Source organism: Dyadobacter sp. HNCC25DJ183, assembly GCF_056895175.1.
On sequence record NZ_JBXHAP010000001.1, the window covers coordinates 169,447 to 192,045 of the forward strand.

19 protein-coding genes are annotated in these 22,599 nt (G+C 47.0%); 8 read left to right on the plus strand and 11 right to left on the minus strand.

Features of this window, described 5'->3' with window-relative positions:
* The 5 genes from AC1XTG_RS00655 to AC1XTG_RS00675 form a co-directional block, all read right to left on the minus strand.
* Positions 1-741: a hypothetical protein gene (locus AC1XTG_RS00655; RefSeq protein ID WP_484840618.1), complete on the minus strand. Its 741-nt coding sequence runs from the start codon at positions 739-741 to the stop codon at positions 1-3.
* On the minus strand, positions 719-1,273 hold the full coding sequence (locus tag AC1XTG_RS00660; RefSeq protein WP_484840619.1) for an RNA polymerase sigma factor: 555 nt from the start codon (positions 1,271-1,273) through the stop codon (positions 719-721). Before AC1XTG_RS00660 ends, AC1XTG_RS00655 begins: the two co-directional genes overlap by 23 nt.
* Before the next feature lie 144 nt (positions 1,274-1,417).
* Complete coding sequence (locus AC1XTG_RS00665; RefSeq protein ID WP_484840620.1) at positions 1,418-3,196, minus strand: ComEC/Rec2 family competence protein; 1,779 nt, start codon at positions 3,194-3,196, stop codon at positions 1,418-1,420.
* Positions 3,197-3,198: 2 nt separating this feature from the next.
* Positions 3,199-4,485 (minus strand): M43 family zinc metalloprotease, encoded by a 1,287-nt coding sequence (locus tag AC1XTG_RS00670; RefSeq protein WP_484840621.1) that lies wholly within the window; start codon positions 4,483-4,485, stop codon positions 3,199-3,201.
* Positions 4,466-5,413 carry a PhoH family protein gene (locus AC1XTG_RS00675; protein WP_056288641.1) on the minus strand — a complete coding sequence of 316 codons (948 nt, stop codon included), beginning with the start codon at positions 5,411-5,413 and terminating at the stop codon, positions 4,466-4,468. Before AC1XTG_RS00675 ends, AC1XTG_RS00670 begins: the two co-directional genes overlap by 20 nt.
* Positions 5,414-5,657: 244 nt before the next feature.
* On the opposite strand from AC1XTG_RS00675, the gene dnaB reads away from it, so the two are divergent.
* Positions 5,658-7,271: a replicative DNA helicase gene (dnaB, locus tag AC1XTG_RS00680; RefSeq protein ID WP_056288073.1), complete on the plus strand. Its 1,614-nt coding sequence runs from the start codon at positions 5,658-5,660 to the stop codon at positions 7,269-7,271.
* 79 nt (positions 7,272-7,350) lie between these two features.
* Here the strand turns inward: dnaB and rlmD are convergent, their stop codons facing one another.
* Positions 7,351-8,748 carry a 23S rRNA (uracil(1939)-C(5))-methyltransferase RlmD gene (gene rlmD / locus AC1XTG_RS00685; RefSeq protein ID WP_484840622.1) on the minus strand — a complete coding sequence of 466 codons (1,398 nt, stop codon included), beginning with the start codon at positions 8,746-8,748 and terminating at the stop codon, positions 7,351-7,353.
* Between the two features lie 62 nt (positions 8,749-8,810).
* On the opposite strand from rlmD, the gene AC1XTG_RS00690 reads away from it, so the two are divergent.
* The 3 genes from AC1XTG_RS00690 to AC1XTG_RS00700 all read left to right on the plus strand — a co-directional run bounded on the left by AC1XTG_RS00690 (position 8,811) and on the right by AC1XTG_RS00700 (position 13,638).
* Entirely contained in the window at positions 8,811-11,018 is a 2,208-nt protein-coding gene (locus AC1XTG_RS00690) for a T9SS type B sorting domain-containing protein (RefSeq protein ID WP_484840623.1), read from the plus strand.
* A 328-nt stretch (positions 11,019-11,346) separates the two neighbouring features.
* Positions 11,347-12,000, plus strand: coding sequence for an NAD(P)-dependent oxidoreductase (locus AC1XTG_RS00695; RefSeq protein ID WP_484840624.1), 654 nt, complete (start codon positions 11,347-11,349; stop codon positions 11,998-12,000).
* Positions 12,001-12,315: 315 nt separating this feature from the next.
* Positions 12,316-13,638: a porin gene (locus AC1XTG_RS00700; RefSeq protein ID WP_229238704.1), complete on the plus strand. Its 1,323-nt coding sequence runs from the start codon at positions 12,316-12,318 to the stop codon at positions 13,636-13,638.
* On the opposite strand, the gene AC1XTG_RS00705 is transcribed toward AC1XTG_RS00700, so the two are convergent.
* Entirely contained in the window at positions 13,635-14,090 is a 456-nt protein-coding gene (locus AC1XTG_RS00705; protein ID WP_056288056.1) for an SRPBCC family protein, read from the minus strand. The two genes, AC1XTG_RS00700 and AC1XTG_RS00705, sit on opposite strands and share 4 nt — an antisense overlap.
* A gap of 101 nt (positions 14,091-14,191) precedes the next feature.
* Between AC1XTG_RS00705 and AC1XTG_RS00710 the strand changes: the two genes are divergently transcribed.
* Complete coding sequence (locus tag AC1XTG_RS00710) at positions 14,192-14,638, plus strand: SRPBCC domain-containing protein (protein ID WP_056288053.1); 447 nt, start codon at positions 14,192-14,194, stop codon at positions 14,636-14,638.
* Positions 14,639-14,684: 46 nt separating this feature from the next.
* Here the strand turns inward: AC1XTG_RS00710 and AC1XTG_RS00715 are convergent, their stop codons facing one another.
* Positions 14,685-16,802 (minus strand): Tex family protein, encoded by a 2,118-nt coding sequence (locus AC1XTG_RS00715; RefSeq protein ID WP_484840625.1) that lies wholly within the window; start codon positions 16,800-16,802, stop codon positions 14,685-14,687.
* Between the two features lie 80 nt (positions 16,803-16,882).
* On the opposite strand from AC1XTG_RS00715, the gene AC1XTG_RS00720 reads away from it, so the two are divergent.
* Positions 16,883-17,725: a ThuA domain-containing protein gene (locus AC1XTG_RS00720; protein ID WP_484840626.1), complete on the plus strand. Its 843-nt coding sequence runs from the start codon at positions 16,883-16,885 to the stop codon at positions 17,723-17,725.
* A 9-nt stretch (positions 17,726-17,734) separates the two neighbouring features.
* Here the strand turns inward: AC1XTG_RS00720 and AC1XTG_RS00725 are convergent, their stop codons facing one another.
* From AC1XTG_RS00725 to AC1XTG_RS00735, 3 genes are all read right to left on the minus strand, one after another.
* Complete coding sequence (locus AC1XTG_RS00725) at positions 17,735-17,968, minus strand: hypothetical protein (protein ID WP_056288040.1); 234 nt, start codon at positions 17,966-17,968, stop codon at positions 17,735-17,737.
* 52 nt (positions 17,969-18,020) lie between these two features.
* On the minus strand, positions 18,021-19,247 hold the full coding sequence (locus tag AC1XTG_RS00730) for an RsmB/NOP family class I SAM-dependent RNA methyltransferase (protein WP_484840627.1): 1,227 nt from the start codon (positions 19,245-19,247) through the stop codon (positions 18,021-18,023).
* Positions 19,248-19,393: 146 nt separating this feature from the next.
* Positions 19,394-20,620 (minus strand): GAF domain-containing sensor histidine kinase, encoded by a 1,227-nt coding sequence (locus AC1XTG_RS00735; protein WP_484840628.1) that lies wholly within the window; start codon positions 20,618-20,620, stop codon positions 19,394-19,396.
* Positions 20,621-21,042: 422 nt separating this feature from the next.
* Here AC1XTG_RS00735 and AC1XTG_RS00740 point away from each other — a divergent pair, with 422 nt between their 5' ends.
* Complete coding sequence (locus AC1XTG_RS00740; RefSeq protein ID WP_056288023.1) at positions 21,043-21,492, plus strand: DUF2147 domain-containing protein; 450 nt, start codon at positions 21,043-21,045, stop codon at positions 21,490-21,492.
* Positions 21,493-21,583: 91 nt separating this feature from the next.
* A complete protein-coding gene (locus AC1XTG_RS00745; RefSeq protein WP_484840629.1) occupies positions 21,584-22,597 on the plus strand; it encodes an LLM class flavin-dependent oxidoreductase in 1,014 nt (337 codons plus the stop codon).
* Positions 22,598-22,599: the final 2 nt, after the last annotated feature.

Consider the following 22,599-nt stretch of genomic DNA (forward strand, 5'->3'; position numbering starts at 1 on the left):
TTAATTGCGAGGCGAGGGGTATTCTTTAAAACTGTGGTGAACAAATGACCACAAGCCATTCTTAGGATAGTGCCGGCTGAATTGCAGGCGCTTCTTGCGCATCATACGATCTATTTTAACTTGTTCAAATATCTGTGTTAATGTAGAAACGTGTTCTGTCTTATCTGCTGGCAGGGAAATATCGGCAATTAATACTCTTTCCCTAACTGGTCCCAATGGATCTGCAGATGTGCCCTTATCACTTAAACCAACATTTTGTGGACGTAAATTTTCCATATCAGCTAACCGCGATGTTACGCTAGCAGTATCAATGTGAACAGCCTTTGCAACAGGTGCATTTGTAATTAAGCTGTCTTTCAATGCGTAGGAATAATCCCTATTACCGCCGATTTGTTTTGAAACGTCAGAATGTGAAGCAGGCTGCACAGGTAATCTCTTGTCGGCTTCAAACTGCCTGACAAATTCCTTTGCAGGCTTTGTGGCAGCATTGTCCGGCACTTTTGCAATTTTCGTAACGGAACCGGCAGGTAGGTCAATATTTTGCCTTGCTGAAATCCAAAACGCCAATCCAAGAACAAAAAGGACACTCGCTGCGACAGGGAACCTCCATAACCGAACCCTGCTGCGTTGTTCTTTTCTTTTTGATTTTGCCCATATCTTTTCGGGGTCAAAATCATCTGTACCTGAGAGGTCGTGCAGGGCGGTTTCCTTTATTTTATCAAACAAGTTTTCGTTTTGCATAAGCCGGATCTAATTCAATTAACTTCTGTTGCAAAATGCTTTTTGCTTTACTCAACTGAGACTTGGAAGTGCCGATGCTAATACCCAGTAAACCCGCTATCTCTGCATGTGAATAGCCTTCGATTTCATACAAATTGAAAACAGTCCGGTATCCGGTTGGCAGTTTTTCAATCAAATGAAAAATTTGTTCGGCAGTTAACTTCTCGACTGTACTATCATCAACTTCATTTACATTATTCTCATCATTGTCATACGTCTCAAACCGCTTTTCTTTCCGCAAAACTTGCAGACATTCGTTAACAACAATCCTTTTAATCCACGATTCAAATGGAGGTACAGCTATAAAATTGCAAGATCCTATTTTCTTGAAAATGATGTAAAACGATTCGGATACCGCATCCTCTGTTTTCGCCTGATCTACAAGATACCTTTTGGCTAGCCTGAACAAAATCCGTCCGTAAAAGTCAAAGAGCATCCGCTGTGCCACAGCATCCTTCTTTTGCGCTTTGTAAATAATGGATGGTGTGATCAAAATCGCTTATTGAATAAAATCGCAGCTATAATGAACTCACAGCCACTTCGGTTGCCTGATACCGGAAAATATTTGAAATAAATTTAATGAAGCATGAAACCTGGCAAGGTTTGCAGACGTGTGAATACGTAAATGCGAGGCAGTCTATTTCGATTTCACAAAAACAACCTCGCTCACTTCCCGGCTTACAGCGTAATTTTTGACATAAAAATCGAATGCACGTTGGTCGGATTTGAACGCGTCGTCGCTGGCAACATACAGCACATTGCCGTGCCTGTAACTTCCTGCTGAGTGTTTTGGAATGACGTAAGATATCCGCTCCCCGGATAAGTGCAGCTGAATGCTTTGCGAAACCGAAAAACTGGTAAGCAGAAACACCAGTGCGAAGCTGTATTTCAGCGAGCGATACGCGCGGTTCTCGTAAGCGTACCAGATCAAAAAGAGAATGCAATAGAGCATTACAACTTCAATGGCGCCCAGGTTAACCTGTTCCACCAGATACCCGGGAAAGTGCTTCGGAATACCGGCTGCTACATTGGTAAGGTAAGCCGAAAACTCCACCACCTGGTTCGCCAGCCATTGCAGCCAAAACATACCAGTGGCACTTACCAGCAGCAAAACCAACGCCGCCGGAAGCAACACGTTTGTGAATGCGATGACAAATGGATTTACCAGCCAGAAGTACGTCGGGAACTGATGAAAATAGTAGAGGCTCAGTGGAAATGTGGCAAGCTGCGCAGCAAAAGCAAGTGCGGTTACCTGCCAAGCAAAGCTGAGTACCCTGTTCCTGGGCGTGACAATGCGGTAAATCGGTTCATAAAACAGAAAAATCCCGCTCATTGCAAGGTAAGAAAGCTGAAAACCGACGTCAAACAAAGCGGCATTATCGAACAGCAGGATCAGCAATGCAGAAATCGCCAGGGTGTTCATGGAATGCTGCTTGCGGCCCGAAACTTCCGCGAGCACAAAAACAATGCACATGATAGTTGCCCGCTGAACAGAAGGCGAAAAGCCGGTTACCATCGCATAAAAACAAAGAAGCAGGATCATTATCCCGACATAAAGCAGCTTCCCGATCGGCCAGCGTTTTAGCCAGCCCAGCATTGCACTGATCGCCAGAAAGATGATCGCCACGTGCATTCCCGATACCGACAAAATGTGAACAGTTCCGGATGCAACATAATCGTCGGTCTGCCCGGCTTGCAGATCGTCACGCCTTCCCAGCAACATTGCCTTAACCAGACCGTAAGACGCATTATCAACAATATTCTCCCGAAATTTTAGGTCCGCCCACTCAGAAGTAGCCGCCAGCCAGTACCTTGGCGACCAGTGATTGATCGGTTTTTTAACACTCTGAAATGTGCCTTCCCAAAGCTGCCCGGTCCATAATATCCCTTTGTTCCTAAGGTATTTACGATAGTCAAATTGTTCAGGGTTGAGTGCAGGCGCAGGAAGTTCAAGCCGCCCATTCACGACAAGTACATCGCCCGGCTGAGGAATTTCGGCGGCATTAGCGGGCAGGTTCAGCAAGACTTTGGTATGTATACCACTCCATTGGCCGTGAGCTAGAATGCGGGTTACATTGGCTTCCAGTCTTACCATCTTGTCGCGCTTTTCAGGCAAACTGGTTACTGTGGCTTCATAGGCGCGATAGTCAGCTTGCTCCAGATAGGCGATTTGTTGATCCTTCTTCTGCTCAGCAGTAATCCGGCAAAATGCACCTGATACAATCAGGAAAAGCCAGAATGAGGCAGTAAAGAGCTTTGAAGATTTGAATTGGTAGCAGAGCAAACAGCTTGCTGCTGTAATGAGTAGAATACCAGGAAGAAGCCAGTCAGCTGTAAGATCTGCAAGAAAGTCCCCGCACAATATTCCCGCCATAAAAAGCAAAACTATGCCGACAAATGGAGCTCTTGACAGCATAGTTAGCGAACATAAAACCGTTTGGTCAATGTCCTGGAAGCGGTTTGTACCTTATAAAAGTAGATTCCGCTGGGTAGATTTTTTACGTTGAGAGAAGTTCGGTTTAAAGCTTCACCGATCACTTTTTGCCCTTTTTGATTATAAACGCTTGCGGTAAATACTTCAAAGTTAGGTGTGTAAACGTCTGAAAAAAGTACTTCCTGCACCGGGTTCGGGTACAGATTCACTATTAGCTCTTCTGTGGTAATTTTAGATAACTCCACCAGCTTGGCTCGTCGCTTGCTCAGCTCCATCACGGCGTGCATTCGCTCCTTTTGATCATTGGTGAACATACTCATGCAAATATCCGGCGAGTAGTCCATATAATTCTCGATCATGTTACGCGTGTTCACACCCCGGCAATTGGAGAAAACGGGTGTGCAGTCCGTATCGGTCGTTTCATTTTTGGTAAATGCAGTCGGCGTATCTGCGCAATAGTCGGTACCGCAATTCTGGTCGCCCCAAATGTGGATCAATCCAAGCCAGTGCCCAACTTCGTGCGTGGTGGTGCGGCCCAGATTGTAAATTCTGCTGGTGATCGCATCTGAATTTCTGCCAAAATACCTGAAATCGATAATCACACCGTCTGTTAATGCGTCTTTCGCTTCATCTTCTTCGGTACCGAGACCGGCAGTCTGGCTCGTTATTTTCGTAACAATGGGGAATTGGGAAGTGCCCAGGTACCTGTCGTTCAGGCGGCATACCCAAATATTCAGGTAGCGGTTAGTTGACCAGGCCGGAGAAATTTCAGCGAGCTCGTCAGCATCACTGACCGGGCTGAATTGCGACTTTGCATTGTAGGTGCGAACAATCGTTACCAGTTTAAACCGAATGCCGGTATCTACCCCCAGGGAATCGGTATAAAAACCCTTGTAGCCGGACGCATTGCCGTAATCTTCATTAAGTACTTCAATCTGGCTGGCGACTTGCGCATCGGTAATGTTCGCATTGTTGGCCCCACCGATCCGCTGGTTTTCCTGTCCGTGGATCAAATGCACGACGACAGGAATTGTAATAATTTCATCCGCATTGATCCGGCTGGCTTTTCTTAAACGAACCTGGTTCTGAATCAATTCTTCCGAATGCTGGCGCAGCCTGAGCAGCGCGGGATTCTTCAATACTCTCAAAGAATCCCGCTCGGTGCTCGCGCAACGGGTTAATTCAGCGTCGGGTACCTGCGCTATCGAGATAGCAGCAGTGCCCAACACCATCAGCAACAATGCCAGTAACCTATTGCTCCGATTTTTCATAAGCAGCCAGAATATCCTTAACCAAGCGGTGACGCACCACATCTGATCCGTCCAATTCAACAAAGCTGATCCCTTTGATCCCTTTCAAAACCATAATAGAGTCAGTAAGACCTGATTTAAGATTTTTCGGCAAATCGATCTGTGATTTATCACCTGTAATAATTGCCTTGGAACTCGGGCCCATCCTTGTCAGGAACATTTTCATCTGCATTGGCGTGGTATTCTGCGCTTCGTCCAGCAATATGAATGCATTGTTCAGCGTCCGTCCGCGCATATAGGCAAGCGGCGCGATTTCGATCGTCCTGCTTTCGAGGTATAACTTCAACTTCTCCGGCGCGATCATATCGTCCAGCGCGTCGTAGATCGGGCGCAGGTACGGATCGATTTTTTCTTTCAGATCGCCCGGCAAAAAGCCCAGGTTCTCCCCTGCTTCCACCGCTGGCCGTGTGATGATGATCTTTTTGACTTCCTTGTTTTTGAGAGCGCGTACCGCAATGGCCACTGCTGTATATGTTTTACCCGTTCCCGCGGGACCAATTGCGAATACCAGGTCAAACTTGGCCGCCTGCTCGACCAGCAGCCTTTGGTTAGTTGTTTTTGCTTTGATAACGAGGCCTTTATTTCCGTAAAGGATCACATCGTCATCGTCTTCGCCACTTGGCACCGGCGTTTTGGAAACACCGTTGAGGTAGCCTTTTACATTGTCATTGGTGATTTTACCATATTTCTGGTAGTGTGCCAGAAGCGAGTCCATTACATCTGTGATCCTGATAATCTCGGGCGCCGTGCCCTGAATGCGGATCTCGTTACCGCGTGAAATGATCTTGCTTTCCGGGAAAGCGGCGGCGACCTCCTTAATATTCGAATTGTGAATACCCAAAAAGTCAACCATTGAAACGTCTTCGAGCGTGATGATTTTTTCCAGCAAATGAATCAAAGTTTAGTGTTTACCTATTTGTTCTAAAATTTAGTAATAATACCAACATTTATAAAACAAAGAATTACAAAATCCTATTCCGCACACGAAAAAATAATGCAAAAACGCCTGTTTTCCGACCAACTATTTCATTATCAGATTGGCAGGAAAATGAAGTTTTTTTCCAAAAAAATAAAGGCCCAACTTCAAGATCCTTTCTTTTGATCGCGCCCTGCATTGCGTAACTTTGTCTTCTATGGAAAACGAAAAGGCACCCAATAATTCTTTCAGACAAGGCTCCAAATCAGGGGCTTTCGCTAAAAAGCCTTACGGGGCGAGGACACCATCTATCGATCAGACTCTCAGTAAATTGCCTCCTCAGGCCGTGGATATGGAAGAGGCTGTGCTCGGCGCTCTGATGATTGAAAAAGATGCTTTGACGGCCGTGGCTGACATTCTCCGTCCCGACAGTTTTTACAAAGAAGCTCACGTACGGATTTACAGCGCGATTATCACCCTTTTCGCCGATTCGGAGCCGATTGATATGTTGACGGTTACCGCCAAGCTGCGAAGCACCGGCGAGCTGGAAATGATCGGCGGTGCTCCATACATCATGCAGCTGACCAATAAGGTCAACTCCGCTGCCAACATCGAATATCACGCACGGATCATTTCGCAGGCTTATATCAAGCGGGAGCTGATCAAAATATCCTCCGAGATCCAGCGGGAAGCATTTGAAGATACTACAGACGTTTTCATGCTTCTAGATAAAATGGAACAGAACCTGTTTCAGATATCGGAATCCAACATTAAGAAGAACTACGCGGATATGGGCGCGCTGATGCGACAGGCATTGGCTGAGCTCGACCAGAAGAAAAACAATAAAGACGGTCTTACCGGGGTTCCATCGGGTTTCAGTGCCCTGGACCGACTTACTTCGGGCTGGCAGAAAACCGAATTGATGATCCTGGCGGCACGTCCTGGTATGGGAAAAACGGCATTCGTCGTTTCTTCGCTCCGAAACGCAGCTGTGGATTTCAACATGCCGGTCGCCATTTTCTCGCTTGAAATGTCCTCTGTTCAGCTTGTGAACAGGCTTATTTCGGCAGAGGCTGAAATTGACAGTGAAAAGATCAGAAAAGGGAGCCTGGCCCCGCACGAGTGGGAGCAGCTGCATCACCGCATTCATCGCCTGACTAATGCGCCGATTTTCATCGACGATACTCCCGCCCTATCCATTCTCGAACTGCGTGCCAAATGTCGCCGTTTGAAGGCGCAGCACGATATTCAGATGATCGTGATTGACTACTTGCAGCTGATGACCGGCGATACCGGCGGCAAAGGTGCAGGTAACCGCGAGCAGGAAATTGCAATGATTTCGCGGTCTTTAAAAAACCTGGCGAAAGAACTCGACGTGCCGGTGATCGCACTGTCGCAGCTTAGCCGGGCAGTAGAAACGCGTGGCGGAGAAAAACGCCCTCAGCTTTCGGATTTGCGTGAATCGGGATCGATTGAGCAGGATGCCGATATGGTTATCTTCCTTTATCGTCCTGAGTATTATGGTATTACCGAAGATGAAGCTGGCAACTCGGTTGCAGGTATCGGCGAGGTAATTCTGGCAAAAAACCGGGCTGGTTCACTGGATACCATACAGCTACGGTTTATCGGTAAGTACACGAAGTTCGCCGACCTTGATTCCGCTTACAGTCCAGCGCCCTTCTCGGTAGACAGGCCGATTCAAACCACAAACCCGATCGGTTCATTCGAGAGCCAGGCAAACCCATCATCAGCAGGCGGCACACTAAGAAGCCGCGCCAACGATCTCAGCAACTTCGACTACAAAGGCCCCGACAGCGAGCCGCCGTTTTGACCCCACCATTTACCCCTAAATCCCCCCGACGGGGGACTTTTGCAATCTGCATAGTCCCCCGTCGGGGGATTTAGGGGGGCTACTTCCTCACCAGCAACGCCACATTCTCCACGTGGTGCGTGTTTGGGAACATATCTACGGGTTGCACTTTGGTAACCTCGTAAGCTTCCGACATCAATGCGATATCCCTGGCTTGTGTGGCTGTGTTGCAGCTTACATATACAATGCGGTCCGGTGCGGCTTTCAGGATTGTTTCTATAACAGGTACGTCCATTCCGGCGCGGGGCGGATCGGTGATGATTACATCTGGTCTTCCGTGCTTGTTTAGAAAACCTTCGTTCATAATGCCGCGCATATCTCCCGCAAAAAACGACGTGTTCGTAATTCCGTTCAGTTCCGAGTTCCTGCGCGCATCCTGCACTGCGGCCTCCACATACTCCACTCCGACAACCTTCCTGGCCCTACGCGCAACGAAATTGGCAATCGTACCTGTTCCGGTGTAAAGGTCGTACACAGACTCATTACCTGTCAGGCCGGCATACTCGCGCGCGACGCTGAAAAGCTGGTAAGCCTGTTCTGAGTTCGTCTGATAAAATGATTTCGGACCAACCAGGAAGGTCAGGTCTTCCATCGTTTCACGGATAAAATTCTCGCCCGCGAAATGGATTACTTCCTGATCCTGGTACGAATCATTTCCTTTCAGGTTAATGATATAGTTGAGCGAAGTGATCTCAGGGTGCGTTTTGTGCATATACTCCATTACCTCGCTGATCGCCTCCTGATTATCGGCACCAAACTGCACGATCACCATTACGTCTCCCGTATTCGCAGTCCGCACAACCAGGTTGCGCATAATGCCGACGTTGAACTTAACATCATAGTAAGGAATGTTCTTCAGATCAGCGAAGTGGTGCAGGGAGTTGCGGATCGTGTTGGAAGGGTCCGGCTGCAAGTGGCAGTGGTCAACCGTGAAAATCTTGTCAAAACGCTTTGGAACGTGAAAACCGAGGGCATTTTTGGAAAACTGCTGTCCAGAATCCATTTGCTCCTTTGTAAGCCAGCGCCAGTTTGAAAAAGTGAATTCCAACTTATTACGGTAATATTCCGTCCTCGGAGCAGCGATAATCTGGTTAATGTCAACATTTTTGATCTTCCCGATCCGTTCAAAATGATCGATCACCTGCTGCCTTTTGAATGTAAGCTGATGCGTGTAGTCGATGTGCTGCCACCTGCAACCGCCGCAAACGGTGTGATGCAGGCAGTATGGGTCGGTACGTAGTTCGGAAAGCTTGTGTGTTTTTGTAACAATAGCTTCTTTGAGTTTCTTCTTGGTTTTTACAACCTGCAAATCAACGATGTCACCCGGAGCCACATTTCCTTCAACAAAAATTACACCGTCTTCGGACTTAAATATACATTTGCCTTCTGCCGCAAAATCGGTAATTTCAACGTACTCATATTGATTGTTTTTGAGCATACTTTCTTGTTTTAATTCTTAATCCAAATCATATAGGATCATTTTTACTGCTTCATTCAACCATGAAAAAACGTTTTCTCTGGTCTGTTTTTCTTCTTTTCTTTTTCTTTCAAGCCAAAGCAACGCACATCGTCGGCGGCCAGCTTTTCATCACGCAAAATCCCAACGAGTACTATAACTACAATATGGGACTTACCATGTACTTTGATGCCCTGAATGGTAATCCCGGCGCCGAAGATCTCTCGGTAGTAATTTACGTGTTCCGAAAACGCGACAATGCACCGATTGGTTGGCTTGAAGCCCCAAAAATAGAACGAAAATCGGTCACCTACGCTAATCCGCTTTGCGGAATATCCACACTGCAGACTTACATGATCACTTACAGTACTGCACTGCGGCTCGAACCCGGCCAATTCAACGATCCCGACGGCTATTACATGGTTTGGGACAGATGCTGCCGCAATGGAACGATCACGAATATCCAGAACCCGGGCGACGCCGGGAGCTTGTTCTACCTGGAATTCCCGCCATTGATGAAGAACAATGCAAATTTCAAAAACTCCTCCCCTGTTTTCCCGGCCATTAAAGGCGATTATGCGTGCGTGAATTCTCCTTTTTTCTTTGATTTCGGCGGTTCAGATGCAGATGGTGACAGTCTTTCCTACAAACTGATCACACCCATGCAGGGTTACTCGGATAAAGCGAACCCCAGCATTCCCGCGCGTGGCTCGTCCAGCTATCCGCGCCTTAGCTGGATCAATGGCGTTTCGGAAGCCAATATAATCCCCGGCCCCGATCCCCTGAAAGTGAATCCTAAAACGGGAATGCTCTCCGTAACGCCTGGTAGCGTCGGCCTGTATGTATTTGCGGTGCAGGTAGATGAATTCAGGAATGGCGTCAAAATCGGCTCTCTGACGCGGGATTTTCAGCTAAAAGTAGTCGACTGCCCCAAGATGGACCCACCCAAACTCTTGTACAAACCCAAAGGAAAAACAACCTGGTACAGCGAAAATGAAATAATAACCGTCAAAAAAGATGATCCCAACTGCTTCGAAGTCATTGTTACCGACCCGACAGTAAACCAGCTGATCAAGGTCAACGGGCGCGCTGTAAACAATTCCAAAGATTACTTCACGATCCTGCCAGCTGAATTCCGCACCACGATCGCGAATGATACACTTAGATTTGAAGTATGCCTCGACGAATGTTTCGTGACCTACGATAACCGCCCGATCAAGATCGAGCTGATTGCGGAAGATGAAAGTTGCCCGGTCCCGTTAATGGACACGCTCAGCATTTTCATCCGCCGGGAAAGTTCCGGCAACAATCCGCCTGTGGTGAGTACTTCGTTAGGCAGCGACTTCGTGCATGTTACTGCTGGTGTACCGGTCAACTTCACTGTTTTCGGGAAAGATCCAGATAAGGATAAGCTGGCATTATCCGGCCGCGGTCGCGACTTCAACATGAATGCAATGGGCATGAACTTCCTGGCTGCTTCGGGAACGGAGAAAGTACAGCAGAACTTCACCTGGACGCCGCCTTGCAATGCGAAAAAAGGAGATACACTTACAGTCGACTTCAAACTCGAAGATATGAGGTGCGAAGGAAATCCGATGCCGGTCTCAAAACCTGTGTACTTTGTGGTCGACGAATCACCGAACAACCCGCCGACTGTCGGGACCTCACTCCCGGTGCAGGAGGTTAGCTATACCATCGGCACTGCGGAAGGAATTTCATTTGATGTGTTCGGAAATGATCCTGATACCAACGCGATCAGCCTGGTTGCGGCCGGACGAGGGTTTGACCTGAAAGAAATGGGAATGTTGTTTGAAGGCAAAACAGGAATGAAGACCGTAAGCTCCCCCTACTCCTGGAATCCTGAATGCGGCCTGCTGGGCGGCGAAGCTGAGCAGACTTTCATGGTTGATTTTATTTCGCTGGACAAGAGCTGCGCTTCCGCAAGTGACACCACAACGGTAAGGATTACGGTGAAGGATACCGAAGAAGAACCCTTCCCGGAGTTCCCGAATGTGATCACTCCAAATGGTGATTCGAAGAACGACTGCTTCGTATTCCAGGATCTGCCCCGCGACAAATGCGACGACCAGTTCAAGGATATCACCATCTATAATCGCTGGGGGAAGCAGATCTACTACTCGAAAATCCGGCCAAACGACTGGTGCCCGGATAACATTTCAGGCGGGTATTATTACTACCTGATCCAATATACCCGCCGCTCCTATAAAGGCGGATTGACTGTCCTGAAGTGAAAATTTAGGTAGCTAATTGGTATAGTTATTTTCATTAGATCAATACAAAGAATTCATATTGGTGTGTTTAATAAATATTTAAAGTATGATAAGCTGCAAGTATATTATAAATATCAAAAGCAAGTAGCAAATTAATTGTATAATACTATAAATTCATTTCTAACATATTGATCTTTTTGTACTTTCAAAAAGTATCCAAAATATAATAAACAAAATATGTATACATTGTTTAAAGTAAGGTAACAGGCTGAGGATGAATACCACTTCTCCTCCGTTCACCTTCCTCCATTTTCCCTTCCAAATATTATTCACATCAAAAGAAACATAAATGAAAATCGCATTAATAGGAGCCACTGGATTTGTAGGCTCTCATGTGTTACAGGAACTAATTAGCAGAGGTCACGAGGTAATCGCAATTGCACGCAATACAGACAAAATTGCAACAGATAGCGGACGCGTTACGGCTGTGTCGGCGGATGTACTGAAACCCCAGGAAGTGGCAAGCGCAGTCACCGGAGCAGATGCAGTAATCAGCGCCTATAACCCTGGCTGGACCAACCCGAATATCTATGCAGAATTCCTGGCAGGTGCACAATCAATCCAGGCGGGAGTAAGGCAGGCAGGCGTGAAAAGATTGCTTGTGGTTGGCGGTGCGGGTAGCCTGTTTGTGAAGCCCGGCGTTCAGCTTATCGACACGCCGCATTTCCCGGAAGAATACAAGCCCGGCGCAAGTGCCGCGCGTGAGTACCTCGAAATATTGAACGAAGAGAACGAACTGGATTGGACCTTCCTCAGCCCTGCCATTGAAATGCATCCGGGAACTTCCGGTAGCAAAACCGGCACGTATCGCAAAGACCTGGAAAGTCCGGTCTATGATGAAAACCACAGGAGCATTATCTCGGTAGAGGATCTGGCACTCGCAATCGTGGATGAGATCGAGCAGAACAATCACATCAAACAGCGCTTTACGGTGGCCTACTAGTATAAGGTAAGTATTATCAAAAGTTTGGATAGTTTATAACAGCCTAAATGGCGCAAACTATCCAAACTTTATTTTTGTATTAACCGATATATACTTTTAATACTAATTATATTAATAAAAAGTAATACCAAATCCATACTTTAAGTACATACTATTTTATTGAAAGTACTTGATGTTCAATATTAACCCTCCTGACGGCAAATATTATAAGCTCAATACTTTAAGGCTAAAAAGCGGAAAAGTTAGGCTCAGACAGCCGCATATCTGCCAAAAATTGAGGTTCTTTGCAACTTCTGCCACCAATTGATTTTCTTAATGATACTTCGATATGCCGGATTTACACTCCTGCTTATTTGCCTGACCGCTGGTCAAGGTTTCTCTCAGCGTTTTTTAATGGACCTTGTTGATACCACCAACCAGATGGGAAAGGGTATGCTGTCCATCTATGAACGTTATAATCGCGTTCGAATCAGCGGCTACATTCAACCGCAGTTTCAATATATATCCAGAAAAGGCGCCGAAACTTACGGCGGCGGGAATTTCAGTTCAGCGGCTAACAATCGGTTTATGCTCCGGCGGGGAAGGTTGCGTGTAGATTACGCGCACTTAAATGAGCACAACGATCCGACTTCTTACTTTGTATTCCAATTTGACGGAACAGAAAGGGGCGTCGCGATCCGGGATTTCTGGGGCCGGTTTTACGAAAACAAATTCCGGCTTTTCGCATTGACCACCGGGATGTTTGCCAGGCCTTTCGGATACGAGGTCAACCTTTCCTCTGCCAACCGGGAAAGTCCGGAACGCGGCCGGATGTCGCAGATCCTGATGCGGACTGAGCGCGATATTGGTGCGATGCTCACCGTCACCAGCCGGCACACTGATCTATGGTGGCAGAAATTAAAGCTCGACGCGGGCGTCTTCAATGGGCAGGGAATGTCGGGACCGATGGATTACGACAGCCACAAAGACGTGATCGGCAGGTTCAGCCTCAAACCGACGAAAATGCGTGCATTAGGCGGCGCCACACTTTCAGCCGCAGTATCCAGTTACCTTGGCGGGATCACGCACCAGTCGAAGCTATATTACAAGACGCAGCGGCGCGGGAGTGAGTACGTCATGATCGGCGATTCGACTGAGAGCAACCTCGGAAAAGCCGCTCCGCGCAACTACGCCGGCGCAGATATCCAGATCAGCTTTCCCAACAAGAGAGGCGAAACGGAATTCAGAGCGGAGTACATCAAAGGAAAGCAAACCGCCACATTTGCCACGAGCGAGACACCGGGCGTTTACCCGGTGACAAACGGTATCAAAAATCCGCTGTACGTTCGCAATTTTGATGGAGGGTACTTCTATTTTCTTCAAAGTCTGGGGAGCCTTGAACACATGCTGGTTTTCAAGTACGACTGGTATGATCCCAACAAGCTCGTTTCTGGAATGCAGATATCTGATGTAAAAGGTTTCAGTAAGGCTGACTTACGGTACGACACCTTTGGAATGGGCTACATATACGTTGCCAACGAATCGCTGAAATTCACCTTTTACTATGACATTGTCCGGAATGAAAAGTCAGCACTGGCAGGCTTTGAAACCGATGTAGCCGACGATCTTTTTACCTGCCGCGTGCAATACAACTTCTAACTGCCGAACCGTTCGGAAAGTACCTTTTGCCGGTAAGTAAATATCGAATTTACCTCATTTCGTACGAACACCGCATTAACTACATCTCCCAGAATTCCGAGAGGTACCTTATAATTCAGGATATCTTCCATTAAAACACCGCCATCCACTTCGGTGAAGCGGTGCTGATGGTGCCAGAATGCATACGGACCAGACCGCTGTTCATCCACAAAATATTTCCTGTCGACAACGTGCGTGATCTCAGTTGTCCATTTCAATGGAATGCCCAGCACCGGCTTGACAATGTACCGGATGATCTGCCCCTCGTACATTTTCTCACCGTGGTGTCGCGACGTCACTACAAACCCCATGTGAGCGGGCGTAATATCTTTCAAATTGGCGGGATTGGAAAAAAACTCCCAGGCTTCGTCTAGTGAGACGGGCAACTTTTGCTTAAAATATAGCTCTTGCATTGTGTGTTGTTTAGGAAAATACCAAAACATCCGCGCCAGCGAACAAACCTGATGTGGCACGATTTTAGCCCAATCAAGATAGGACTAAATTCTGAGGAACAATGAACAGAAAACTGATAGCAACAACATCCACGTCGATCTACGCAAGTCCGTCTGATGTCTGGAAGGCATTGATTGACCCTGAGATCGTAAAAAAATATATGAATGGCGCCGAAATAGATTCGGAGTGGCAGGTCGGAAGCCCGATCCTGTTTACGGGTCAGTTTGAGGGCCGGACTTACGTCGACAAAGGCACGATCCTCGAAATCATTCCCGAGCGTGTTTTAAGTTACTCGTTCTGGAGCCCGCTGGCGGGCGTTGAGGATTACGAAGACAACTACGCACACGTTACCTATCACATTTCAGAATATGATGACGAAACCACGCTAACTATCACTCAGGATAACCTGGATTCGGAAGATGCTGTGGTCACAGCCGAAGGTCACTGGATGAAAGTGTCCAGGGATATCAAACGCATTCTCGAAAACGAGCACAAGCACGTTCTGTAAATGCATTACAACCTTTCCGGACTTTGAAACCCGGAAAGGTTGTTTTTTAAAGTTTCATACTAAGTGCAATCCGCTTCCTCGAAAGATCCACCTCAGTTACCTTCACCTGCACAACCTGCTGCAACTTGACAATCTCATTAGGATCTTTGATAAAGCGGTCTGCCATCTGAGATACGTGCACAAGTCCATCCTGCTTTACTCCCACATCCACAAACGCGCCGAAAGCCGTGATATTCGTGACAATACCTGGAAGTATCATTCCCACTTTCAGATCTTCCGGCTTTCTAACGGATTTGTCAAAATTAAATTTCCTTATCTGATCACGGGGATCTCGGGCCGGTTTCTCCAACTCTGCAAGAATATCTTTTAAAGTTGGCAGACCCACAGTATCAGAAACATACTGCTCCGGGCGTATCTGCTTGCGGATTTCAGGTTTGCCAATCAGGTCTTTAATAGACGAGCCTGCATCTTTCGCCATTTGCTCAACCAGACTATAACGCTCAGGATGTACCGCGCTATTATCCAATGGGTTAACGCCATTTTCAATGCGTAGGAAGCCGGCAGCCTGCTCGAATGCTTTGGCTCCCAGTCGGGGAACTTTCAATAATTGTTGACGAGATTTGAAATTCCCGTTTTTAGCCCTGAAATCCACGATATTCTGCGCCAGAGCGGGTCCGAGGCCAGAAATATACCTTAATAAATGCTTGCTTGCCGTGTTGAGATTTACGCCTACGGAATTCACGCAACTTTCTACGACTGTATCCAAAGCATTTCGCAATGAATTTTGGTCGACATCGTGCTGATATTGCCCTACTCCAATAGATTTGGGATCAATCTTCACCAGCTCGGCCAGCGGATCCATTAACCTTCTTCCAATAGAAACCGAGCCCCGAACAGTCACATCCTTGTCAGGAAACTCCTCGCGCGCCACTTCCGAAGCAGAGTAAATGGAAGCGCCCTGTTCACTTACCAGGAACAAACCGATCTCCTTATAGTCTCCTGATGCATCCAGAATTTTCTTAACAAAGTCTTCGGTTTCTCTGCCGGCAGTTCCATTCCCTACTGCAATCGCTTCTATTTTAAACTTTCGGATCAACTCTGTGACCCTGGCTTGCGCGTCGGCGGGTCGGTCAAAAGGATAAATTACCTGGTCTGTCAGCAGGTTTCCCTGGTGATCCAGCACCACCACTTTGCAGCCTGTGCGATAGCCCGGGTCGATCGCGAGTACATTCTTCTGTCCGAGCGGAGCCGCGAGCAGCAGTTGCCTGAGGTTTTCAGTAAATACCTGAATGGCGGCTACATCGGCTTTTTCCTTAGACAAATTACTGAACTCAGTCTCAATGGAAGGTTTCAGCAATCTTTTATAACTATCCGAAATCGCGGCTTCAATCTGGTCTTTACACAATGAAGAACCTCTCAGGAAGAGCCGGTCCAATGTTTCGAGCGCCTGGTCCTCGTCCGGCGAAATATCTACATTTAATATACCTTCCTCCTCGCCACGACGGATCGCAAGCAGTCTGTGCGACGGAATGCGAGAAAGCGGCTCACTGAAATCGAAATAGTCGCGGTATTTGACACCCTCTTCTTCTTTCTTCTTTTTAACCCTTGAGGTAATTACAGCACCCCTCTGAAAAACCTGCCGGACCCTGGCCCTGGCATCCTGGTTTTCATTGATCCATTCAGCCATAATATCACGCGCACCCTGCAAAGCGTCGGCCACAGTACCTACCTGATCATTCAGAAATGCGCCCGCTCTTCCTTCCGGATCATTTTCCTTACCTGAAAAAATTGCCTGTGCGAGTGGTTCAAGCCCTTTCTCGATAGCCGCAATGGCGCGTGTTTTTCTTTTTTGCTTATATGGTAAGTAAATGTCTTCCAGCTCGGTAAGTGTAAAAACACCTTCAATTTTCCTGCGGAGTTCGGGCGTCAGCTTACCCTGTTCCTCAATACTTTTAAGGATCGCTTCCCGGCGTTTTTCAACGTCCAGTTGCTTTTGCCACAGCTCACGTATCGCCCCGATCTGCACTTCGTCCAGCCCGCCTGTTGCTTCTTTCCTGTACCTGGCAATAAAAGGCAGCGTAGCGCCTTCTTCAAAAAGCTGGATAGTACTTCTAACCTGTTTCTCAGCAATGCTCGCCTGCTGGGCGATAAGTGTATAATTCATTTGGTAAAAGCTTTGTTAATGACAAATAAAACGGGTTTTTGTAGCTTTAAAAACAAATACGCGCTAAACCCGTCATTTCAATGCAAATCCGCCCGACAGCCACATTCGTTTTACAAATCCTTGTGCTGGTTTCTATTGCGGCCATCTCCGCAACATTCGCGCAGCAGCCTAAACGTTTCAAGACAATCGCCTTCTTTACAGGGAAAAACGATCAGGCACATATCAGTTTTGCAAAAGAAGCGCACAGGTTTTTTCCAGAAGCTGGCAAAAAAATGGGATTCAGCTACGATTCAACAAGTAACTGGGATAACATGAATGAGGCTTTTCTGGCAAATTATGAAGTGGTCATTTTCCTGGATACACGACCCGAAAAACCGGAACAGCGAGCAGCTTTTGAGAAGTATATCAAGAATGGAGGCGCGTGGCTGGGTTTTCACTTCTCAGGTTTTGCCTTAACTCCCTCCGCCTACCCGCAAAACTGGGATTGGTACCACAACGAATTTCTCGGATCTGGTCAGTACAAAAGCAACACCTGGCGGCCTACCGCTGCATTCCTGAAAGTAGAGAGCAAGAAAAGTCCGGCTGCAAAGAAATTACCAAAAGTATTTAAATCGGCGCCAAATGAATGGTACAGGTGGGAAAATGATCTGAAAACCAATCCGGATATCGAGATACTGTTGTCCATAGATCCGAGTAGCTTTCCGCTGGGGACGGGGCCAAAGCAGCATGAAATCTGGCAAAGCGGATACTATCCGGTAGCCTGGTCGAACAAGAAGTATAGGATGATTTACATGAATATGGGCCACAATGACATTGATTACGAAAACAAGACAAACAAGGATCTGTCCCTTACGTTTGAGAACGAAACGCAGAACGAATTCGTAATCAATGCATTGATGTGGCTCGGCAAAAAGGAAAAATAGCTATTTCACTTATGGATTTTCAGACTCAATTTCACCGACATCTTCTTCGTCAATGTCCTGAGCAGGAATATCATCGTCCATTCTTGAACCTGTACTTACTTCCGGTGCATCAGCGCCCGGCGCATTTGGCGAAGGATTCAATGGCCCCGGCTCGTCAGGTGAAGGCTGGTCTGGCCAGGGTGGCTGTTTGTCCGGCATTTCATTGGTAATATCAGGCGACGCATAACTTGTTAGGAAATCCATGGTTATTTTGTTTGATGATTGAACATCACAGGGAAAAAACCATGCCGACTGGTCAGCTTTTGCGTTGCAGCAGCGCCATATAGAAGCCGTCAAAACCGTCCCGGGCAGGCGATGTTCTGTGTTCGGATAGCAATTCCCATTCTTTCCCCTGCTCCTTCACAAACCGCTGCACCTGCTTTTCAGACTCCGAAGGAAGCAAACTGCAAGTCGCATACACCATCTTGCCGCCCTTCTTCACCATGCGGCTGTATGTACTCAGAATGTTCCATTGAACCTTAATGATATTTTCCAGAAAATCGGGCTTCAACTTCCATTTCGAATCGGGATTGCGCTTCAACACACCCAGCCCTGAACAAGGTACATCCAGCAACAGTCGGTCTGTGGTTTCCGAAAGCTTTAATATATCCTCGTCCGACTGGATCAGCATCGTTTCCAGGATAGTTACCCCATTCCGGTCGGCACGCCTTTTTAGCTCAGTGAGCTTAGGCTGAATAATGTCCATGGATAAGATAGAGCCCTGATTCTGCATCAATGCAGCCAGGTGCAGACTTTTCCCGCCAGCGCCGGCGCATGCGTCAATCACCGAAAGACCCGGTTTAACATTGAGATAAGGCGCGATCAGCTGCGAACCTGCGTCCTGTACTTCCACCAATCCGCTCTTGAAAGCCTCGCTGCCTAATATATTCTGACGTTTATTAATCAGAACAGCATCGGGAACACCATTGACAAGCGCCGCATGTTCTGCGCCAAATAATGCTCTGAAATCCTCAGCAGTAGTTTTCAAAGTGTTTGCACGCAAAAATAGAGGTGCCGGCTGGTTCAATGCATGCAACTCCGTTTCCCACTGCGCACCCAGTTCCTTCAAACCCCGCTCGTCAAGCCAGTCAGGGATAGATTGTGCTATCTTTCTGACATTGAGACCTTCTTTATATCTTTCAAGAATCTGATCTGCCGTAAAATACTGAAATTCTGGCCAGTCAGGAAGTTCATTAGATTCTCCGGAATGCAAATGCACAGGCTTGATCAGCAACCAGGCGCCAACAATTTTCCAGAATTCAGGTGTTTCTGTTACTGCTTCAATGTTAGCCGCATACTTCACAAGCCGCCACCAGCGCACAATCTCATAAATATGCTCGGCGATAAAGGACCTGTCGCGCGCGCCCCACTTTTTGTTCGACTTTAAAAGCTGCTCCACAACCTGATCAGCTTGCCTGTTCCTGATAAAAATCTGCTGCAAGCCCTCAACAACAGCTGTGACCAGTCCACGATGTATCTTCAAAATGTATTTTTTTAGGTATCAAATAAAAATTGCGCTGCCTCCAAAGTGCCGGAAGCAGCGCAATTTCGTTAAATACGCTTAACGCACGTTCATCAACCTGCCAATTCTTTGATCGGGATAGCACCGATCTTCTGAAATCGGAAGGATTAGTATAATTTCTGAGGCAAATCAATGATAAAAGAAGTACCCTTACCAATCTCCGAGCGGATATCCAGCTCACCATCCAGCGAGGATACCAGATGTTTCACCAGCGCCAGTCCGAATCCATAGCCTTGCTCACCGTTGGTACCATCCGTGGACGAAGCCTGGCCAGACAAGATCGCTTCGATATTTTCCTGCGTCATGCCCACACCTTCATCGCTTACGATGACCTGCAATGTAGGACGGTCCAAATGCAGCAACAAGCTGAGATTCACAGTTACTTTGGCCCCCGTAGGAGTAAATTTAATCGAATTGGATATCAGGTTACCTGTAATTTGAAGCAGCTTGTTCTTTGAAAATGAGATGTTTGCAGTTGATGGGGTAATGTTTACCGCAAAATTGATCTGCTTGTGTCGCGCCTGCGGACCGTAAAGCTTTTCGAGCTTATCCTTAAAGACATTAAGATCAAACAGGCTGCTGTCGGCGGCTCCTGGCGCCGTAGGCAGCCGCTTTTCCCTATGTGTTTCCAGGATCTCCGCCGCAAGATCGAGTATGGAGTTCCCGCTTCTGTGGATCAGATTAATAAATTCCAGCACCTCATCCATTTGGTTGCTTTCGCCCTGGTCGCGGATAATCTGCGCAAGACCTACAATGCCGCCCAGCGGACCGCGGATATCGTGCGCAACCTTCTTCTGTGCCTGTTTTGCCTCGGTAAGCTTTGCTTTCAGATTTTCCATCAGCCTTGCAGTTCGCAGCCGGCTAACGATTTCATCCGCAATGATTTTCAGCAGCTCAATTTTCTCAGGATCCAGTGTAACACGCTGCTGGTCCATCACACACAAAGCGCCAATATTTACGCCGCTGCTGGTTTTGAGCGGCACGCCATAATAATACCGGATATTAGGATCGCCTGTTACATAGGTTCTGTCCTTGAAACGCTCGTCGGCTGAAAGGTCGGGAACTTCAAAAAACTCATCTGCCATAATGGTGTACTGGCAAACAGATTCTTCCCGCAACATCTGATCGATATCCAGCCCGTGATTGGATATGGTCCACTGCGTAAGTGAATCGATGAGGTTAACAAGGGAGATTTTTGTACCAGTGACTTTCGCCGCAAGCTTGGCAAGATCTTTGAATGTATTTTGTTGATCGCTGTAATCGATGTCCAGATCCGAAAGGCCCAGCAATCGTTCCATTTCATTTGCAGGAATGGGTGCGGGAATTAAAGTCACGATATGAAGATATTGATATTGGAGAATGGAATTGTGTTATATGAACAAATTTAGAAGTAATTCTATATAGCGCAATATCCGCTATCAACTTTCTCGAAGTGTGCTTTGGCGACACAATGCAGCATCTTAGAAAAATGATGTATTGCGTGAATGAGAAAGTGTTGTATATTGGTTCACCATTTCAGTCACGAGTTGGTACTTATCTACGATGCTTGTTATAGTAAAAATTCAGCTAACAGTGGTAAGTCGATGATCTTACGTTGTTAGTTTAAAAACCATTGATAGAATATAACGTTTAAACGCTATAAACATGGTTTGCAGTTATTCACAGTAATTTAACAGTGTTCCTGCCTGCTTTGTAAATCTTGAATATTTTGAAGACCGTTTTCTTCATTTAAGCCATGATCATAATCGTTCCGTAGATGTACAGAATCATTTTTACAATATTTTTTGTCTTTGTTTCCTTCTTGTCAAACGCGCAGGTAAGCACTGCAGACAAGATATTGGGAGACTGGATCAGTGAAGAGAAAGACAGCCGGATCGAGATCTACAAAACCGGCCAGGTATACTTCGGCAAGCTGGTGTGGTCGGTTGATCTTTTTGAGGCAGATGGTACCACTTCCCGGAAAGATGTACAGAACAGAGAAACGAATTTGCGCACCCGTGAACTACACAATGTGAATTTGCTGCAAGATTTCGTTTACAGCGACGGCATCTGGGATAATGGTAAAATGTACGACCCTCAGAGCGGCAAAACTTATAACTGTATTCTGCGTCTGAAAAACGACCTACTCGAAATACGCAGCTATATCGGTTTTCCATTACTCGGCCGCTCCACCTATTGGAAACGCGCCCTCAAAGAAGCATTGTAACTCCCCTACTTTCCCGAAGTATAGTCCGTTTTCTATCCAAAAATGAAAGGAATGCACATTTATGCTGTTCTGAAATAAACAGAACTACATAATGAGCAATATAAAACTGGGAGTATTGGACCAATCGGTTGTAAGAGCCGGCACCACGGTCCAGCAGGCTATTCAGGAAACCATTGAGACAGCCAAAGTAGCCGAAGAACTGGGATACAGCCGTTTCTGGGTGTCTGAACACCACAATTCTACTTTCATTGCAGGATCCACACCAGAAGTATTGATGGTGAAGCTTGCCGACGCAACCAAACACATACGGATCGGCTCGGGCGGGATCATGCTTCCAAACCACAGCGCATTGAAGGTAGCCGAGAATTTCCGTATGTTGGAAACACTTTTTCCTGGTCGCATTGACCTGGGAATGGGCAGGGCGCCTGGTACAGACAGGATCACTTCGTCTATCCTGAACCCTTCAAACGATTTCAGCGAAAGCAGTTACCTGCGGCAGTTGGAGCATTTACAGCATTTTTTCCGGGATACAGCCGGTACGGAGCGCGGCTTTACTTACGCAACACCCCAATCCGAAACCATTCCGATGCAATGGATACTGAGTTCAAGCGGAGGCAGCAGCAACATTGCGGCAAGATTCGGTCTTGGTCTCGCAGTAGCGAAGTTTATCAATGGCTTCGTCAGACCGGATGTGGTGGAAACTTACAGACGTAACTTCCGCCCGTCGGACCAATATCCGGAGCCACATGCATTGCTTTCGGTATTCGTATTGTGCGGAGAAACCGAGGAAAAAGCCGCAGAAATGCGCAAAATGATGGATTACGTTCTGATTGAGTTTGAGAAAGGCAAGTTTGGCCCGTTCCCTGATCCGGAAACAGTGAAGAATTACCGTTTTACTGCCGGCGAATTGGAGCGTATCAAATACAACAGCGGCCGACTCATTTCGGGTACCAAAGAGGATGTGAAAGAGCAGCTGACCAGGCTGGCTAATGAATTTGAAGTGGATGAAATCATCATTTCTACAATGGCGGACAGTGCTGAAAACAGGCTGCGTTCATTCGAACTGATTTCGGAAGCATTTAATTTGAGAGAAGCGGTAGTTTAAGC

Excerpts from the sequence above, each read along its gene's own strand:
- AC1XTG_RS00655 (WP_484840618.1), bottom strand. The coding sequence starts at position 741 with ATGCAAAACGAAAACTTGTTTGATAAAATAAAGGAAACCGCCCTGCAC.
- AC1XTG_RS00665 (WP_484840620.1), bottom strand. The coding sequence starts at position 3,196 with ATGCTGTCAAGAGCTCCATTTGTCGGCATAGTTTTGCTTTTTATGGCG.
- AC1XTG_RS00670 (WP_484840621.1), bottom strand. The coding sequence starts at position 4,485 with ATGAAAAATCGGAGCAATAGGTTACTGGCATTGTTGCTGATGGTGTTG.
- dnaB (WP_056288073.1), top strand. The coding sequence starts at position 5,658 with ATGGAAAACGAAAAGGCACCCAATAATTCTTTCAGACAAGGCTCCAAA.
- rlmD (WP_484840622.1), bottom strand. The coding sequence starts at position 8,748 with ATGCTCAAAAACAATCAATATGAGTACGTTGAAATTACCGATTTTGCG.
- AC1XTG_RS00690 (WP_484840623.1), top strand. The coding sequence starts at position 8,811 with ATGAAAAAACGTTTTCTCTGGTCTGTTTTTCTTCTTTTCTTTTTCTTT.
- AC1XTG_RS00695 (WP_484840624.1), top strand. The coding sequence starts at position 11,347 with ATGAAAATCGCATTAATAGGAGCCACTGGATTTGTAGGCTCTCATGTG.
- AC1XTG_RS00700 (WP_229238704.1), top strand. The coding sequence starts at position 12,316 with ATGATACTTCGATATGCCGGATTTACACTCCTGCTTATTTGCCTGACC.
- AC1XTG_RS00705 (WP_056288056.1), bottom strand. The coding sequence starts at position 14,090 with ATGCAAGAGCTATATTTTAAGCAAAAGTTGCCCGTCTCACTAGACGAA.
- AC1XTG_RS00710 (WP_056288053.1), top strand. The coding sequence starts at position 14,192 with ATGAACAGAAAACTGATAGCAACAACATCCACGTCGATCTACGCAAGT.
- AC1XTG_RS00715 (WP_484840625.1), bottom strand. The coding sequence starts at position 16,802 with ATGAATTATACACTTATCGCCCAGCAGGCGAGCATTGCTGAGAAACAG.
- AC1XTG_RS00720 (WP_484840626.1), top strand. The coding sequence starts at position 16,883 with ATGCAAATCCGCCCGACAGCCACATTCGTTTTACAAATCCTTGTGCTG.
- AC1XTG_RS00725 (WP_056288040.1), bottom strand. The coding sequence starts at position 17,968 with ATGGATTTCCTAACAAGTTATGCGTCGCCTGATATTACCAATGAAATG.
- AC1XTG_RS00740 (WP_056288023.1), top strand. The coding sequence starts at position 21,043 with ATGTACAGAATCATTTTTACAATATTTTTTGTCTTTGTTTCCTTCTTG.
- AC1XTG_RS00745 (WP_484840629.1), top strand. The coding sequence starts at position 21,584 with ATGAGCAATATAAAACTGGGAGTATTGGACCAATCGGTTGTAAGAGCC.